Genomic DNA, 16,739 nt, shown 5'->3' on the forward strand with positions numbered 1-16,739 from the left:
GGTGATCGATGTGGCCGTTCCCATGAATGCAGCCAGGAGATCCCTGCAATGATCGACGTCTACACTTGGGCCACGCCCAATGGCCACAAGGTCCACATCATGCTGGAAGAGTGCGGACTGGAGTACCAGGTCCACCCGATCAACATCGGCGCCGGCGACCAGTTCGGCGACGACTTCCTGAAGATCAGCCCCAACAACAAGATTCCCGCCATCGTCGACCCGGACGGGCCCGACGGCAAGCCGATCTCGCTGTTCGAATCGGGCGCGATCCTGCTTTACCTGGCGGGCAAGACCGGCAAGTTCCTGCCCGAGGACGTGCGCGGCAAGTACGAGACGCTGCAGTGGCTGATGTTCCAGATGGGCGGCGTGGGTCCGATGCTCGGCCAGGCCCACCACTTCCGCATCTATGCGCCCGAGCAGATCGAGTACGCGGTCAACCGCTACACCAATGAAGCCAAGCGCCTGTACGGCGTGATCGACACGCAGCTGTCGAAGCACGAATGGCTGGCCGGCGACCAGTACACCATCGCCGACATCGCCACCTTCCCGTGGCTGCGCAGCTGGCAGAACCAGGGCGTGGAGCTGGACGACTACCCGCACCTGAAGCGCTGGTTCAACCAGATCGCCGAGCGTCCCGCGGTGAAGCGCGGCGTGGAGGTGCTGGCCAGCGCGCGCAAGGCGCTGCAGGACGACAAGGCGCGCGAAGTGCTGTTCGGCGCCACGCAGTACAAGCGCCACTGAAAGCCGCGCGGCGGCCGGCGGCTGCGGCTTGCGCATGGCGCCGGTCGGCGGCCACGCCGGCCCTCAGGCCAGCGCCAGCGCAGCGCGCGCCACGGCGTGGCCATCCGCGCGCCGGCCGCCACGGGCGGACTCACCATCATGCGGGGCATCGCCCGCGCCGAAGCAGCACAGCAGGCCGGTGCCCGGCGCCAGCACATCGAGCCGGCATGACTCGTGCGCGTCGGGCGCGTAGAGCGCGCCGGGCTGCAGGAAGGCCATGTCACCGCCGCTGCGCACCAGCGCGCCATGCCAGTGCAGGGCCAGCGCGCCCCGGTAACACAGCGCCCAGCGCAGCCCGCGCGCCTGCAGGTGCCGGCCCCAGTCATCCACGGAGCCATCCAGCTGGACAAACTCCGGGCGCATGCCCTGCCGCGCCTGCCAGACATCCGCTTCCCACACGTCCGCCAGCGCATGCGGCGCGGCCACGCCATCGGCATCGGCCGCGGCACCGACCGGGGCAATGGCGCCCAGCGCGCACTGCCACGCGCCCGCGGGCATGGCCACGGGACCCGAGGCCTCGGCCGGGCCTTGCGGCACCGCGCGCACCAGGATGGTGTCGGCCACCGCCTGCACCTGCATCGGCACGCCGGGCGCGGGCGCGAACAGTTCGCCGCCGCCCACCAGCAAGCTGCCGCGGCCGGGCGAAGACAGCCGCAGGCCACCGCGCAGGCAACCCCACCATTCATGGCAATCCGCTGAAAATTCGGGCTGGCGCTCGCCGGCGCAGAGGAAGATGTAGTCGCAGGTGCAGCCGAGCCCGGCAGCGGCGGCAAGCAGGCGTGGCTGGAATCCGGGAAGGAAATCCGACGGCGCGTGGCGGTCGGCATCGATGGCGCGCATGCGCGCCTCGAACAGCGTGAAGATCTGCATGGCAATCCCCCTGCAGGGCGACAGGCGCGCGGCGCCTGTCCGCGCAGCCGGCGCACGCGTGGCGGCGTGACGCGCGGTCTTGCGCAATAACCCGTCTGGCGCGGCGCCGCGGTGCAGGCCGCCCGGTTGATGCCATCGTGCCGCGCCAATGCCTGGCGCGCCCCTCAATTTGCGGATCGGACACCGATAGTGAGGATGAGGATAAGTTGTCGTGGCCTCAAGGTCAAACCCTTAGCCTCAGACCACTCCGAACTTTTGTTGATCCCATGACCTCTCGAAATCTCAGACTTTTCGGATTGCATCTCGCCTGGCTACGCAAGCAACGAGGCTGGTCCCAGGAGACGCTTTCGCTCGAAAGCGGACTCTCGCGCTCGTACCTGAGCGGCATTGAAAGCGGCAAGCGCAACCTGGCGCTGGCCAACATCTGCAGGCTGGCCGAGACCCTGGCCGTGCCCACCGCCGAGATGCTCGACTTCAGCCGCCACGACGCCAGCCAGCTGCAGGTCGAGCAATCGCGCGCGCCATTCGGCAACCGCCAGCGCGCGGCGATCGAGGCCACGATGCACCACATGGCCGAGCTGAGCGAGCCCGAGCTGAACCTGGTCGCCGCGGTGGCGCGGGCGCTGGCGGGCAAGGGCAGCTTCCGCCCGGCGCTCGGGCACGGCAGTTCCGGCACCAGGCAGGCACCCGATGCCGACGCTACCCCGCAAGGCTAGAGCCCCAGCATGCCCTGCCGTTCGATGAAGCGGATCACCTCGTCCAGGCCCTGCCCCGACTTGACGCTGCCCATCACGAACGGCCGGGTGCCGCGCATCTTGCGCGCATCGCTTTCCATCACCGGCAGCGATGCGCCCACATACGGCGCCAGGTCGGTCTTGTTGATCACCAGCAGGTCGGACTTGGTGATGCCCGGCCCGCCTTTCCTAGGAATCTTCTCGCCCCCGGCGACGTCGATCACGTAGATCGTAAGATCAGAAAGTTCTGGGCTGAAGGTCGCGGCCAGGTTGTCGCCGCCGGACTCGATGAAGACCACGTCGGCATCCGGGAAGCGCGCCAGCATGCGATCGACCGCCTCCAGATTGATCGATGCGTCCTCGCGGATCGCGGTGTGCGGGCAGCCGCCGGTTTCCACCCCCAGGATGCGCTCCGCCGGCAGCGCGCCGGAGATCGTCAGCAGGCGCTGGTCCTCCTTGGTGTAGATGTCGTTGGTGATCGCGACCAGGTCATAGCGGTCGCGCATCGCCTTGCACAGCATTTCCAGCAACGTGGTCTTGCCGGAGCCGACCGGGCCGCCGACGCCGACGCGCAGCGGTGGGTTCTTCTTGGTACGGGCGTGGGTCATGGTGGGGTATCGGTTCAGGATCGGAACAGCCGGGAGTACTGCGTTTCGTGGCGTGCGCACAGCAGCCCCAGCATCGGGGAAAAGGTCGACAGTTGCGGCGGCGTGGAATCGGCGCGGCGCGTGGCTTCGTCCACGGTTTCCAGTACCGCCGCGTGAAGGCGGCGCAGCATGTGTTGGCCGGCGACCTGGCCCAGCGGCACCGCCTTGATCGCGGCGGCGACCTGGTTCTCGGCCCAGTTGAAGCAATACGCGGCCAGGCCGTCGCGGGCGTCGACGTCCAGCGCAACGCAGGCTGCCGTGAAGGCGGTTGGCAGGCAGACCGGCGAGAGCATTGCCAGCGCTTCGCGCAATGCCGGCGTGCCCCATTCCATCTGGGCAATCAGCTTCGCCAGCGACCAGCCCATCTGCTCGGTCTCGAGGCGAAGCTCCGAGGTTTCGCGGGTGGCGTGGAACCAGGCGTTCCACGAACGTACCGCTGCCGTGTCGCCGGCACGCCAGTGGCGATGCAACAGCAGCCACACTGGCGCTTCGCATTGGGACTGGACGTGCAGCAGGTTGTCGCGGATCCAGCGCTCGGCAGTCGGCGCGTCGTGCACGCTGCCGGATTCGATTGCGGCCTCGAGACCCTGCGAATAGCTGAAGCCGCCGATGGGCAGCGACGGCGAGGCGAGGTGCAGCAGGGAGATGAGTTGGTGGAGGTTGGTCATGGCTACCGTTTCCGCTTGCCACCGCTTTGCTCCCCTCTCCCGCTTGCGGGAGAGGGGAGCGCGGTGTCGGTATTGGTAAGGTCTTCAGGCTCGTGCACAGCGCGCCCTCCTCCTTGCTCTCAGCACTAGTGGAATCAATGCTTATGCACGCAGTTTGAATCGCCAACATGCTCCGCGTCGCCATGTTCGTGATCATGAGCTTGCCCGTGCGAGTGCGAGTGCGAGTGCGAGTGCGAGTGCGAGTGCGAGTGCGAGTGCCCATGATGCTCATGAAACACCGCCTGCGCCGCCGCATAGTCCTCCGCGAACGTCGCATCGTGCCCATGCTTGTGCCCGCCGCCGTAAGCGCCCGCCTCCGGCTCGAACGGCAGGTCGGCGCGTTCCGCCTGCACGCCCAGACGCCGCAGCATGTCGGCCAGCACCGCGTCATATTCGAGCCGCAGGTAGTCGCGCCCGATCTCCACCGGCGTGTGGCGGTTGCCGAGGTGGTAGGCCGCGCGCATCAGCGCGTGCGGGTCCTGTGCGCGCACTTCCAGCACGGACTCGGCGGCGGCCAGGACTTCGATCAAACTGCCGTCCTCGGCCACCAGCAGGTCGCCGCCGCGCAGGACCGTGCCGCGCGGCAGGAACAGCGCTGCGTCGGCGCCGTTGTCGAGCACCGCGCGCAGGCGGCTCTTGCTGCGGGCGGCAAACGGCAGCACCAGCTTGGGTGCGCGGCGCACCAGCACGCCGGCGATGCCGTGCGGCGCGGTCAAATGCTTATCGATCTTCAGCATGGCAATTCCGCCCCATCAAAACAAGAAATAGCGCTGCGCCAAGGGCAGCTCGGTGGCGGGCTCGCAGGTCAGCAACTGGCCGTCGGCCACCACCTGGTAGGTCTCGGGATCGACCGTGACATGCGGTTGCCAGTCGTTGTGGACCATGTCGCGCTTGCTGACGATGCGGGTGCCGCGCACGGCCGACAGCGTCTTGGCCAGCCCGTAGCGTTCGCCGATGCCGGCCGCCAGCGCCGCCTGCGAGACGAAGGTCAGCGACGAACGATGCAGCGCGCCGCCGGCCGCGGCGAACATGGGCCGGTAGTGCACCGGCTGCGGCGTCGGGATCGATGCATTGGGATCTCCCATCGCGGCCGCGGCGATCATGCCGCCCTTCAGGATCAGGCTGGGCTTGACGCCGAAGAACGCGGGCCGCCACAGCACCAGGTCGGCCCACTTGCCGACCTCGACCGAACCCACTTCATGTGCGATGCCGTGGGTCAGCGCCGGGTTGATGGTGTACTTGGCGACATAGCGCCGGACGCGGAAGTTGTCGTGCCCGCCGCGCGCATCGTGCGGATCGCCCGGCAGCTTGCCGCGCTGCGCCGCCATCTTGTGCGCGGTCTGCCAGGTTCGGATGATGACTTCGCCGACGCGCCCCATCGCCTGCGAATCGCTCGAGATCATCGAGAACGCGCCGAGGTCGTGCAGGATGTCCTCGGCGGCGATGGTCTCGCGGCGGATGCGGCTTTCGGCGAAGGCGATGTCCTCGGCGATCGACGGGTCCAGGTGGTGGCACACCATCAGCATGTCGAGATGCTCGTCCAGCGTGTTGACGGTGTACGGGCGCGTCGGGTTGGTCGACGACGGCAGCACGTTGGCCTCGCCGCACACCTTGATGATGTCCGGCGCATGGCCGCCGCCGGCGCCTTCGGTGTGGTAGGTATGGATGGTGCGGCCCTTGAACGCGGCGATGGTCGCCTCGACGAAACCGGCCTCGTTGAGCGTATCGGTGTGGATCGCCACCTGGGTGTCGGTCGCGTCGGCCACCGACAGGCAGGTATCGATCGCCGCCGGCGTGGTGCCCCAGTCTTCATGCAGCTTCAGGCCGATGGCGCCGGCTTCGACCTGCTCCAGGATCGGCCCCGGCTGGCTGGCGTTGCCCTTGCCCAGCAGGCCGATATTCATCGGGTAGGCATCGGCGGCCTGCAGCATGCGCTCCATGTACCACGGCCCCGGCGTCACGGTGGTGGCGAAGGTGCCGGTGGCGGGCCCGGTCCCGCCGCCGATCATGGTGGTGACGCCGCTCGTCAGCGCCTCGTCGATCTGCTGCGGGCAGATGAAGTGGATATGGCTGTCGATGCCGCCCGCGGTGACGATCATGCCCTCGGCCGCGATCACCTCGGTGCCGGGGCCGACCACGATGGTGACGCCGGGCTGGATGTCGGGATTGCCGGCCTTGCCGATCGCCGCGATACGCCCGTGCTTGAGGCCGATATCGGCCTTGACGATGCCCCAGTGGTCGACGATCAGTGCATTGGTGATCACGGTGTCGACGCAGTCCTGCGCCATGCGCTGGCTCTGCCCCATGCCGTCGCGGATCACCTTGCCGCCGCCGAACTTGACTTCCTCGCCGTAGACGGTGAAGTCCTTCTCGACTTCGATGATCAGCCCGGTATCTGCCAGCCGCAGGCGGTCGCCGGTGGTGGGGCCGAACATCTCGGCATAGGCCTGCCTGGAGATCGATGCCATCACAGCGCTCCCATGATCTTGCCGTTGAAGCCGTAGACCATGCGGTCGCCCGCCAGCGCCACCAGTTCCACGGTGCGGGTCTGCCCGGGCTCGAAGCGCACCGCGGTGCCCGCGGCGATGTTCAGGCGAAAGCCGCGCGTGGCCTCGCGCTCGAACGCCAGGGCCGCGTTGGTTTCGTAGAAGTGGAAGTGCGAGCCGACCTGGATCGGCCGGTCGCCGGTATTGGCCACCGTCACGCTGACGGTGGCGCGGCCGACATTGAGCGCGATCTCGCCGTCGGCGGGCATCAGTTCACCGGGGATCATGGCGGTCCTCCTCAGGCAACCAGCAGGCCGGCGCCGTACAGCGCCACGCCCGCGCCGGCCGCGCGCGCGAGCCAGCCGGCGCGGCGGCGCAGCAGCGTGCCGACGCCGATGCCCAGCAGGTGCAGCGCCATGGTGGCGGCGGCAAACCCGCCCACATAGGCCAGCACCGCCGGCAGCGCGCCGGCACTGGCGGGCAGTTCCGCCCCATGCGCATAGCCGTGGAACACGGCAAAGCCGCCCACCAGCAGCGTGCCGGCCCACGCCGGCAGCTTGGCGCGCAGCGCCAGCAGCAAGCCGATCACCAGCAGCGAAGCGGCGATCATGGGCTCCACCGCCGGCAGCGCCATGCCGCAGAGGCCGAGCGCGGCGCCCACCAGCATCAAGCCCACGAAGGCCAGCGGCAGGCGCAGCGTATCGGCGGCGGAGCGCGCCACCAGCGCGCTCCATACCCCCACCGCGGCCATCGCCAGCAGGTGGTCGGCGCCGGTGAACGGGTGCGCCAGGCCGGCCCACAGGCTGGCGCCGACGGTGGCGGCATCGTGGCCGGGATGCGCCAGCGCGGCGCCGGCGGCAACGGTCAGGGAAGCGCCCAGGGCAAGGCGCAGGCAAGCGGTACGGGTCATCGCGGTCATCGGATTGGCCGGGGTGCCGGCTTCGGTTATCAATGCGTTTCAGACAATGGGATGGTGGACGGTGACCAGCTTGGTGCCGTCCGGGAAGGTGGCCTCGACCTGGATCTCCGGGATCATCTCGGCCACGCCCGCCATCACGTCGTCACGCTGCAGCACGGTGGTGCCGGCGTGCATCAGCTCGGCCACGGTGCGGCCGTCGCGCGCGCCTTCCATGATGGCGGCGGTGATCAGCGCCACCGCTTCCGGGTAGTTCAGCTTCAGCCCGCGGGCCTTGCGCCGCTCGGCCAGCAGCGCGGCGGTGAAGATCAGCAGCTTGTCTTTCTCGCGCGGCGTCAGTTCCATCTCTCGTTCCTGTTTGGTGTTCGATTGCGTATTGACGGGCTACGTCGCCCACAGCCGCAGCGGTTGCGCCGCGACGCCATGCAGCGGCATGCGCAGCGCCTGCCAGGTGTCGGTCATTAGGTGGCGCACCGCTTCCATGTGCCGGCCCAGCACGCGCAGCAGCAGCATCGACTGGCCGTTGGCGGCGAGGCAAGTCACGCCTGCGCGCAACGCCGGCGTATAAGGCAGCCGCTCGGCCAGCGTTTCGGCAAGGTCTTGCGTGGCGCCTGCGCCGACCGCCCACAGCGTGCCCAGCACGTTCAGCCCGTCCAGCCCGGGCACGGCATTGCGCAGCGGCGATGCCGCGTCGATATGCGATTGCTCGATCCACAACGCGCGCTCGCCGGCGCCGATGCGCGTATCCAGCCACAGCGCGCCGCGCGCCCACTGCTCGCCCGATGCCTGGCGGCCGAGCACCACGGCATCCCAGCCGATCGCGCTGCCGCCCGGCGCGATGTCGAGCACGGTGGAAATCCGCGCACGCGCCTCGTCGAAAACGATGTTCTCCTGCGGCAGCCAGTCCAGCCGCGCGCCCTCGCCCACCGCCAGCCGCACCCGCTGGGCCGCGTCGCGGCCCAGCGACTTGTACCACTTGGTGGCGCCCGGCGTGGCCAGCACCGCATGCGCGCCGGACTCCACCGCCACGTCGATCTCCAGGCTGTCGCCACCGGCCACGCCAGCCGGCGGGTGCAGGATCACCGCGTGGCAGATGCCACCTTCCGGGTACAGCGCCTTCTGTACCAGCAGCGGGCCCCGATGGCGCCGCTCGGTCAGCACGGTGCGCCCGCCGCGCGGCGCAAAGCGCAGGTGCAGCGTGGCCTGCCAGGCCGCCGGCAGGGCGAGGGAAGAAGGGAAATCCGGATGGCGCATCGATGGCGAACGGAACTTGCGCGCGCCCTACACGGCGATCAGCTCGCGCACGCCGTCCTGCTCCATGCTGGCGCCGGCGCCGCGCGCCACCACTTCGCCGCGGCTCATCACCACATAGTGGTCGGCGATGTGCCGCGCGAATTCGTAGTACTGCTCGACCAGCAGCACCGTCATGCCGAACTCGTCGACCAGCAGCCGCAACGCGCGGCCGATGTCCTGGATGATCGAGGGCTGGATGCCTTCGGTCGGCTCGTCGAGGATCAGCAGTTGCGGCTCGCTCATCAGCGCGCGGCCGATCGCCAGTTGCTGCTGCTGGCCGCCGGACAGGTCGCCGCCGCGGCGCAGGCGCATGGTGCGCAGCACCGGGAACAACTGGTAGATGCGCTCCGGCACGCCCGCCGGCCGCGCGCGGCTGGCGGCGCCGATCAGCAGGTTCTCCTCGACCGTCAGCCGCGGAAAAATCTCGCGCCCCTGCGGCACATAGGCCAGCCCGGCCGCGACGCGTTCGTACGGCGCCTTCTTCTCCAGCGCCCTGCCATCCCAATGGATGCTGCCGCTGCGCGTCGGCACCACGCCCATCAGGCATTTCAGCAGCGTGCTCTTGCCGACGCCGTTGCGGCCGAGCAGCGTGGTCAGCTTGCCCGCCGGCACCTCGAAGCTGACGTTGCGCAGGATATGGCTGCCGCCGTAGTACTGGTTCAGTGCATTGACCTGCAGCATGCCTATCTCCCCAGGTAGGATTCGATCACGCGTTCGTCGCGCTTGACGCTGTCGAGCGTGCCTTCGGCCAGCACGCTGCCCTCGGCCAGCACCGTGACCTTGCCGGCGGCACCCGCCAGCGCGGCGACGAACTCCATGTCGTGCTCCACCACCATCATCGAGCAGCTGCCGCGCAGGCCGTTGAGCAGGCTGGCGAGCTGCATGGTCTCCTCGTCGGTCATGCCGGCGACGGGCTCGTCGAGCAGCAGCAACTGTGGCTGCTGCATCAGCAGCATGCCGATTTCCAGCCGCTGCTTCTGCCCGTGCGACAGCAGCCCGGCGGGCCGGTAGGCCTCGGCCTCGAGGCCGGTCAGCGCCAGGGTCTCCTCGATACGGCGATGCCCGGCGGTGGTCAGCCGCGCGCGCAGCGACGACCACCAGCGCTTGTCGGCCTGCATCGCCAGTTCCAGGTTTTCCCACACCGCGTGCTGCTCGAACACGGTGGGCTTCTGGAACTTGCGGCCGATGCCGGCCTGCGCGATGCGCGGCTCGGTCATCCGCATCAGGTCGATGGTCTGGCCCAGGAACACGCGCCCGCTGACACTGGCGTTGCGTGGTCCGGTCTTGCCGGTGATGACATCCATCATGGTGGTCTTGCCGGCGCCGTTGGGGCCGATCACGCAGCGCAGTTCGCCGTGGTCGATCGCCAGGTTCAGCTTGTTGAGGGCGCGGAAGCCGTCGAACTGTACGGTCACGTCTTCGAGGTAAAGGATCGGGCCGTGCGACACGTCGATGGTGCCCGGCTCGACGATGCGGCCCAGGCCGGTGGCATCGCCGCTCTCGGCCTGGCGGTGTTCGACTGCGGCGTTCATGCTTCACCTCCGCTGCGGCCCGCGACCGCTGGCGTGGAGACCGGTTCGGTCGCGCCCGGCGCGGGTGTGTGCGCGCGGCGCTCGCGCCAGCGCTGCCACAGGCCGGTCACGCCGTCGGGCAGGTACAGCGTCACCAGCACGAACATCGCGCCCAGCAGGAACAGCCAGTATTCGGCGAAGTGCGCGGTGAACAGCGTCTTGGCGCCATTGACCAGGAACGCCCCGATCACCGGCCCGACCAGCGTGCCGCGCCCGCCCACGGCCACCCACACCGCCATCTCGATCGAATTGCCGGGCGACATCTCGCCCGGATTGATGATGCCGACCTGCGGCACGTACAGCGCGCCGGCGATGCCGCACAGCACCGCCGAGAAAGTCCACACGAAGAGCTTGTAGCCGAGCGGGTTGTAGCCCGAGAACATTACGCGCATCTCGGCATCGCGCACCGCCGTGACCACGCGGCCGAGCTTCGAGGTGACGATATAGCGGCAGGCGATAAAGCCGGCCAGCAGCGCCAGGAAAGTCAGCACGAACAGCGCCGTGCGCGTCTGCGGCGCGGCGATGGCAAAGCCGGCGATGCGCTTGAAGTCGGTAAAGCCGTTGTTGCCGCCGAAGCCGGTCTCGTTGCGGAAGAACAGCAGCATTGCAGCATACGTCATCGCCTGCGTGATGATCGACAGGTACACGCCCTTGATGCGCGAGCGGAAGGCAAAGAAGCCGAACAGCCACGCCAGCACGCCCGGCACCAGCACCACCAGCAGCAGCGCGTAGCCGAGGTGGTCGGTGCCGTGCCAGAACCACGGCAGCTCCTTCCAGTCGAGGAACACCATGAAGTCCGGCAGGTCGCTCTGGTACACGCCTTCGCGCCCGATCGAACGCATCAGGTACATGCCCATGGCATAGCCGCCCAGCGCGAAGAACAGGCCATGGCCGAGGCTGAGGATGCCGCAGTAGCCCCACACCAGGTCGAGCGCGATCGCCGCCAGCGCAAAGCACATGATCTTGCCGACCAGCGTCAGCGCATACGCCGACAGGTGCAGCGGATGGCCCTCCGGCACCAGCAGCGCGCACACCGGCACGCCGATGCCGGCCATCACGGTCAGCGCCACCAGCACCATCCAGCCGCGCGGCGAGAACAGCGACTGGCGTTCGGGCACGGCCAGCCGGAACGGTGCCGCGGAAGAGTTCGGTTGGAATCGCTGCATCATGCCTCCGCGCTGCGCCCCTTGAGCGCGAACAGTCCCTGCGGCCGCTTCTGGATAAACAGCACGATCAGCACCAGGACCAGGATCTTGGCCAGCACCGCGCCATAGAAGGGTTCGATGAACTTGTTGAGGATGCCCAGCCCGAATGCACCGACGATGGTGCCGGCCAGTTGCCCCACCCCACCCAGCACCACCACCATGAACGAATCGATGATGTAGGCCTGGCCCAGGTCGGGACCGACATTGCCGATCTGCGACAGCGCGCAGCCGCCGAGCCCGGCGATGCCGGCACCGAAGGCAAAGGCGTAGCTGTCGACCTGCCAGGTACGCACGCCAACGCACGCGGCCATGGTGCGGTTCTGCGTGGTCGCGCGCACGAACAGCCCCAGGCGCGTGCGGTTGAGCACGCCCCACGCCACCGCCACCACTGCCAGCGCGAACAGGATGATGACCACGCGGTTGTACGGGATCACCAGCCCCGGCAGCCATTCGAAGCCGCCGCTCATCCATCCGGGATTGGACACTTCCACGTTCTGCGCGCCGAACAGCGTGCGCACCGCCTGCATCAGCAGCAGGCTCACACCGAAGGTGGCCAGGAGCGTTTCCAGCGGGCGCCCGTACAGGTGGCGCAGCACCAGCCGTTCCAGCACGAAGCCCACCACGGCGGCTGCCAGGAACGAAACCGGCAGCGCCGCGGGCAGATACCAGTCGAGCGCGCCCGGCGCATAGGCGCGGAACAGCGACTGCACCACGTAGGTGGCATAGGCGCCGATCATCAGGAATTCGCCGTGCGCCATGTTGATCACGCCGATCAGGCCATAGGTGATGGCTAGGCCGAGCGCGGCCAGCAGCAGCACGCTGCCCAGGCTCAGCCCGGCGAACAGGTTGCCGATCACTTCAGCGCGGCGCTGGTCGCCCTGCAGCGTGTCCAGCGCCTGCTGCGCGGCCAGCCGCACGCTGCCATCGGGCTCGCGGTAGCGGCCGGCGCTGTCGCGCTCGACCAGCGGCTCCAGTTTCTGGCGGTTTTGCGGGTTACTGTCGCGGCCCAGGATGCGGATGGCTTCGAGCCGCGCCTCGCGCGCGGCGGCCTCGGCGATGCCGGTCAGCACCAGGTTGGCCCAGATCACGTCCAGGCTGGCGCGCAGGCCGGCATCGGCCTCGGTCTTGCGCGCGGCTTCCACCGCCGCCAGCGACGCGCTTTCGGGCTGGTCGCGCAGCGTGGCCACCGCCTGCGCGCGCATGGCGATGTCCGGCGACTGCAGCAGCAGGCTGCTGGCGGCGCTGTCGACCTGCGCGCGCAGGCTGTTGTTCAGGGTCAGGGATTCGAGTTCGTCGGCCTTGACCGTGACCGGCTTGCCGGTGATCGCATCGACCAGCTTGTCGCCGTCCTGCCGCACCATGCCGACCGACGGCGCGTATTGCAGGGCGTCGTCCTGCAGCGCCTGCAGGATCGGGCCGGCTTCGGCGGGCGTTGCCTTCGTCAGGGCGGACAGCGCGGCGGTCTTGGCGTCGAAGTCGTCCCCGGCCAGCGGCTTGAGGTCGGCCTGCGTCAGTGCCGCGGCCCAGGGCGCCGAGGCCAGCAGCAGCGCGGCCAGCATGGCGCGCAGGCATGGCATGACGGTTCGGATTGTCGGGTAGCGCATAGGGGCTCGCCGTGACGAAAGTGGAAAACCAAGCTGAAGGTGTGCTCCCCTCTCCCACGCAGTGGGAGAGGGGAGCACACCGGCGACGGCGGCCGCTTACATCGCCTTGTCCGGCTTCCCTTCATTGCCCGCGATGAACGGGCTCCACGGCTGCGCGCGCACCGCCTTCGGCGTCTTCCACACCACCGCGAACTGGCCGTCGGCCTTGACCTCGCCGATCATCACCGGCTTGTACAGGTGGTGGTTCTCGCCCATGGTCAGGGTGAAGCCGTCCGGCGCCTTGAAGGTCTGGCCGTACATGGCCGCGCGCACCTTGGCGGTGTCGGTGCTGCCGGCCTTCTTCACCGCCTGCGCCCACATGTGGATGCCCACGTAGGTGGCTTCCATCGGGTCGTTGGTCACGCGCTTGTCGCCGCCGGGCAGGTTGTTGGCCTTGACCCAGGCCGCCCACTGCTTGCGGAAGGCGTCGTTCTCGGGGTTCTTGACCGACATGAAGTAGTTCCACGCGGCCAGGTGGCCCACCAGCGGCTTGGTGTCGATGCCGCGCAGCTCTTCTTCGCCGACCGAGAACGCCACCACCGGAACATCCTTGGCCTTGAGCCCGGCGTTGCCCAGCTCCTTGTAGAACGGCACGTTGGAATCGCCGTTGATGGTGGAGATCACCGCGGTCTTGCCGCCCTGCGAGAACTTCTTGATATTTGCGACGATGGTCTGGTAGTCGCTGTGGCCGAACGGGGTGTAGACCTCTTCGATGTCCTTGTCGGCCACGCCCTTGCTCTTCAGGAAGGCGCGCAGGATCTTGTTGGTGGTGCGCGGGTAGACGTAGTCGGTGCCGAGCAGGAAGAAGCGCTTGGCGCCGCCGCCCTCCTTGCTGATCAGGTATTCGACCGCGGGGATGGCCTGTTGGTTGGGCGCCGCGCCGGTGTAGAAGACGTTCTTCGACATCTCCTCGCCTTCATACTGCACCGGGTAGAACAGCAGCGAGTTGAGCTCTTCGTAGACCGGCAGCACCGACTTGCGCGACACCGAGGTCCAGCAGCCGAAGGTCACCGCCACCTTGTCCTTGCTGACCAGCTGGCGCGCCTTCTCGGCGAACAGCGGCCAGTTCGACGCCGGGTCCACCACCACCGGCTCCAGCTTGCGCCCGAGCACGCCGCCGCTCTTGTTGATCTCGTCGATGGTCATCAGGGCCACGTCCTTCAGCGACGTTTCCGAGATTGCCATGGTGCCGGACAGCGAATGCAGGATGCCGACCTTGATCGGCTCCTTGGACTGCGCCAGCGCCAGCGGGCTGGTACCGATCATCGCCGCGGCGGCTATCGCCGACAGCTTCAGCATGTCACGTCGTTGCATTTGCAGCTCCCGTTTATGGTGTTGGTCAGGGACTACGCTCCCCGGGGTGATGCATCTGCAACTAGCGTGCCACGGCGAAGAGCCGTGCGCGGCGCGGCCACGGGCGGCGCCAGCGGGCGGACGCTGCCTTCCGTCTCGCGGACGCACCATCGCCGTGCAACGGACAAGCGCACTGTGACAGTGCGTATCGGTCACCGCGTGCGATGACGGTGCATGGCGCCCATCGCCGGGCCGTGACATGGGCCATCGTGGCGCAATCGGCGAGCGCCGGCACGCCAGCCCGGCAGCCCAGCCCGATTAAGCACCCGCTTAAACCCGGATTCGAATGCATGTAAATCCGTACATTCAATGATTAAGGCTGGAGCGCCGCGGCACTACGGTGAAAGCTGGCCGCGGTCCCGCCTGCGCGAACCCGGCCATGGCATTTCCCGGACCCCCACGACAGGAAGGAGAAACCATGCCGTACGCCGCCGATCCCCACGCATCCCCCGCCGAGCCACAGCCGTTGCCGCGCGCCACCCCGGCCTGGCGCCAGCGCCGCGGCAAGCTGGCCCTGGCGGCACTGGCGCTGACCCTGGGCGCCTGCGGCGGCGGCGACGATCCCCCGCCTCCTCCCCCGCCACCGCCGGTCACGCCGACCGCCGGCTGCGAGCTCGACGGCAGCACCGGCGGCCAGGCCGTGGTGCTGCCGGGCGACCCCAACGCGCCGGAGCAGGCGACCGGCTATGCGCCCAAGGTCACGGTCTACAGCAAGACCTATATGGCGGTGACCAACAACCCGGTCTCGACCAAGGCGGCGTGCGACGTGCTGAAGGCCGGCGGCACCGCCATCGACGCCGCCGTGGCGGCGCAGATGGTGCTGAACCTGGTCGAGCCGCAATCGTCCGGCATCGGCGGCGGTGCCTTCATCCTGCATTACGACGCGGGGACGCGGCAGCTCACCGCCTACGACGGCCGCGAGACCGCGCCGGCCGCCGCCGACGAGAACTACCTGCGCTGGAAGTCCGCGGCCGACCCGACCGCGCCGCTGCCCAACGCCCAGCGCAGCGGCCGCTCCATCGGCACCCCGGGCACGCTGCGCGTGCTCGAGCTGGCCCACCGCGACTACGGCAAGACCGCGTGGAAGGAACTGTTCGCGCCGGCAATCAAGCTGGCCACCGACGGCTTCGCGATCCCGCCGCGCATGGCTGCCGCGATCTCCGACAGCGCCACCGTCGCCAACATCAAGCGCGATCCGGAGATGGCCGCCTACTTACTGAATCCCGACGGCACCCCGCGCGCGGTCAACACCGTGCTGCGCAACCCCGCGCTGGCGGCGGTCTTCAGCGCCGTCGCCGCTGACGGCGCCGACGCCTTCTACAAGAACGGGCCGATCGCCCAGGCCATCGTCGCCAAGATCCAGACCACCTACGACGGCAATACCACGCCGGGCGTGACCACGCTGGACGACCTGGCCAACTACCAGGCCAAAAAGCGCACGCCGGTGTGCACCACCTACCGGCAGTACGAGGTATGCGGCATGCCGCCGCCGTCGTCGGGCGGGATCGCGGTGGCGCAAATACTGGGCATCGTCGAGAACTTCGACATGGCCGCGCACAAGCCCACGCTGGTCGACCAGAACGGCGGCCGGCCGAGCGTGCTGGGCGCCCACCTGATGGGCGAGGCCGGGCACCTGGCCTATGCCGACCGCAACAAGTACGTGGCCGACACCGACTTCATCCCGTTGCCCGGCGGCACCTGGGACACCATGCTGAACAAGCCCTACCTTAGCCAGCGCGCCAGCCTGATCAGCACTACCGGGTCGATGGTCACGCCGGTGGCGGCGGGCAACCTCGGCGACGTGCCGCTGGCGCCGTCGATGGTGGAGGAGCGCGGCACCACGCACCTGTCGCTGCATGACAAGTACGGCAACGTGGTGGCGATGACCACCACCATCGAGGCCGGCCTGGGCTCGTACCACATGACCAACGGCTTCCTGCTCAACAACGAGCTGACCGACTTCAATGCCGATCCCGCTCCGGGCGGCGTGCTGGTAGCCAACCGCCTGCAGCCGGGCAAGCGCCCGCGCAGCTCGATGGCGCCGACGGTGGTCTTCAAGCGCAACGGCGACGGCTCGCGCGGCGACTTCTACATGACCACCGGCTCGCCGGGCGGCGCCACCATCATCCAGTTCGTCGCCAAGACCCTGGTGGCTTCGCTGGACTGGGGCCTGGATGCGCAGCAGGCGGTGTCGATGATCGACTTCGGCGGCTCCAACGGCGCCGGCTCGGCCATGATCGTCGGCGGCGAGCATCCCAACGTCGACACCAGCACGCCGGCCGGCGGCCTGCCGGGCGACAACGACCCGCTGGTCAGGGGCCTGCGCAACCTCGGCCACACCGTCAACACCGCGGCGCAGTCGAGCGGGCTGAGCGCCATCATCCGCACCACCATCGGCGGCTCCGCCGTGCTGGTGGGCGGCGCCGACCCGCGCCGCGAGGGCGTGGTGCTGGGGGATACGTTCAAGCCCTGACGAAGCCGCGACCAAAGAAAAAGGGGCCCCGCGGGGCCCCTTTTTTTCGATGCCAGGACGC

General features: G+C 68.7%; 17 protein-coding genes. 3 read left to right on the forward strand and 14 right to left on the reverse strand.

Annotated features, from left to right (window positions below; all coding sequences use genetic code 11):
• Positions 1-48 precede the first annotated feature (48 nt).
• Positions 49-741: a glutathione binding-like protein gene (locus GA0116996_RS17025; protein ID WP_092313994.1), complete on the forward strand. Its 693-nt coding sequence runs from the start codon at positions 49-51 to the stop codon at positions 739-741.
• A 63-nt stretch (positions 742-804) separates the two neighbouring features.
• On the opposite strand, the gene GA0116996_RS17030 is transcribed toward GA0116996_RS17025, so the two are convergent.
• Positions 805-1,650, reverse strand: a complete 846-nt coding sequence (locus tag GA0116996_RS17030) for a hypothetical protein (protein ID WP_092313996.1) — start codon at positions 1,648-1,650, stop codon at positions 805-807.
• A gap of 296 nt (positions 1,651-1,946) precedes the next feature.
• Here GA0116996_RS17030 and GA0116996_RS17035 point away from each other — a divergent pair, with 296 nt between their 5' ends.
• A complete protein-coding gene (locus tag GA0116996_RS17035; protein ID WP_244159894.1) occupies positions 1,947-2,366 on the forward strand; it encodes a helix-turn-helix domain-containing protein in 420 nt (139 codons plus the stop codon).
• Here the strand turns inward: GA0116996_RS17035 and ureG are convergent.
• The 13 genes from ureG to urtA form a co-directional block, all read right to left on the reverse strand.
• Positions 2,363-2,992 carry an urease accessory protein UreG gene (gene ureG / locus GA0116996_RS17040; RefSeq protein ID WP_012352366.1) on the reverse strand — a complete coding sequence of 210 codons (630 nt, stop codon included), beginning with the start codon at positions 2,990-2,992 and terminating at the stop codon, positions 2,363-2,365. The genes GA0116996_RS17035 and ureG overlap by 4 nt on opposite strands.
• A gap of 14 nt (positions 2,993-3,006) precedes the next feature.
• Positions 3,007-3,699 (reverse strand): urease accessory protein UreF, encoded by a 693-nt coding sequence (locus GA0116996_RS17045; protein ID WP_092314000.1) that lies wholly within the window; start codon positions 3,697-3,699, stop codon positions 3,007-3,009.
• A gap of 134 nt (positions 3,700-3,833) precedes the next feature.
• Positions 3,834-4,475: an urease accessory protein UreE gene (gene ureE / locus GA0116996_RS17050; protein WP_092314002.1), complete on the reverse strand. Its 642-nt coding sequence runs from the start codon at positions 4,473-4,475 to the stop codon at positions 3,834-3,836.
• A gap of 15 nt (positions 4,476-4,490) precedes the next feature.
• The gene (ureC, locus tag GA0116996_RS17055; protein ID WP_092314004.1) at positions 4,491-6,206 is read right to left on the reverse strand and encodes an urease subunit alpha; all 1,716 of its coding nucleotides are present in this window, start codon (positions 6,204-6,206) and stop codon (positions 4,491-4,493) included.
• On the reverse strand, positions 6,206-6,511 hold the full coding sequence (locus tag GA0116996_RS17060; RefSeq protein WP_092314006.1) for an urease subunit beta: 306 nt from the start codon (positions 6,509-6,511) through the stop codon (positions 6,206-6,208). The genes ureC and GA0116996_RS17060 overlap by 1 nt, the downstream gene beginning before the upstream one ends.
• Positions 6,512-6,522: 11 nt before the next feature.
• Positions 6,523-7,134 (reverse strand): HupE/UreJ family protein, encoded by a 612-nt coding sequence (locus GA0116996_RS17065; protein ID WP_092314154.1) that lies wholly within the window; start codon positions 7,132-7,134, stop codon positions 6,523-6,525.
• Between the two features lie 48 nt (positions 7,135-7,182).
• Complete coding sequence (locus GA0116996_RS17070) at positions 7,183-7,485, reverse strand: urease subunit gamma (RefSeq protein WP_092314008.1); 303 nt, start codon at positions 7,483-7,485, stop codon at positions 7,183-7,185.
• Positions 7,486-7,524: 39 nt separating this feature from the next.
• Positions 7,525-8,394 carry an urease accessory protein UreD gene (locus GA0116996_RS17075; RefSeq protein WP_092314010.1) on the reverse strand — a complete coding sequence of 290 codons (870 nt, stop codon included), beginning with the start codon at positions 8,392-8,394 and terminating at the stop codon, positions 7,525-7,527.
• Between the two features lie 27 nt (positions 8,395-8,421).
• A complete protein-coding gene (gene urtE / locus GA0116996_RS17080; protein WP_092314012.1) occupies positions 8,422-9,114 on the reverse strand; it encodes an urea ABC transporter ATP-binding subunit UrtE in 693 nt (230 codons plus the stop codon).
• Between the two features lie 2 nt (positions 9,115-9,116).
• The gene (gene urtD, locus GA0116996_RS17085) at positions 9,117-9,965 is read right to left on the reverse strand and encodes an urea ABC transporter ATP-binding protein UrtD (protein WP_092314014.1); all 849 of its coding nucleotides are present in this window, start codon (positions 9,963-9,965) and stop codon (positions 9,117-9,119) included.
• A complete protein-coding gene (urtC, locus tag GA0116996_RS17090; RefSeq protein ID WP_092314016.1) occupies positions 9,962-11,170 on the reverse strand; it encodes an urea ABC transporter permease subunit UrtC in 1,209 nt (402 codons plus the stop codon). Before urtC ends, urtD begins: the two co-directional genes overlap by 4 nt.
• Entirely contained in the window at positions 11,170-12,786 is a 1,617-nt protein-coding gene (gene urtB, locus GA0116996_RS17095) for an urea ABC transporter permease subunit UrtB (protein WP_244159895.1), read from the reverse strand. Before urtB ends, urtC begins: the two co-directional genes overlap by 1 nt.
• Before the next feature lie 123 nt (positions 12,787-12,909).
• Positions 12,910-14,166: an urea ABC transporter substrate-binding protein gene (gene urtA, locus GA0116996_RS17100; RefSeq protein ID WP_092314020.1), complete on the reverse strand. Its 1,257-nt coding sequence runs from the start codon at positions 14,164-14,166 to the stop codon at positions 12,910-12,912.
• Positions 14,167-14,623: 457 nt separating this feature from the next.
• Between urtA and GA0116996_RS17105 the strand changes: the two genes are divergently transcribed.
• The gene (locus GA0116996_RS17105) at positions 14,624-16,678 is read left to right on the forward strand and encodes a gamma-glutamyltransferase family protein (RefSeq protein ID WP_092314022.1); all 2,055 of its coding nucleotides are present in this window, start codon (positions 14,624-14,626) and stop codon (positions 16,676-16,678) included.
• The last annotated feature ends 61 nt before the right edge of the window (positions 16,679-16,739 follow it).

It is taken from the genome of Cupriavidus alkaliphilus (assembly GCF_900094595.1).
GTDB lineage: Bacteria > Pseudomonadota > Gammaproteobacteria > Burkholderiales > Burkholderiaceae > Cupriavidus > Cupriavidus alkaliphilus.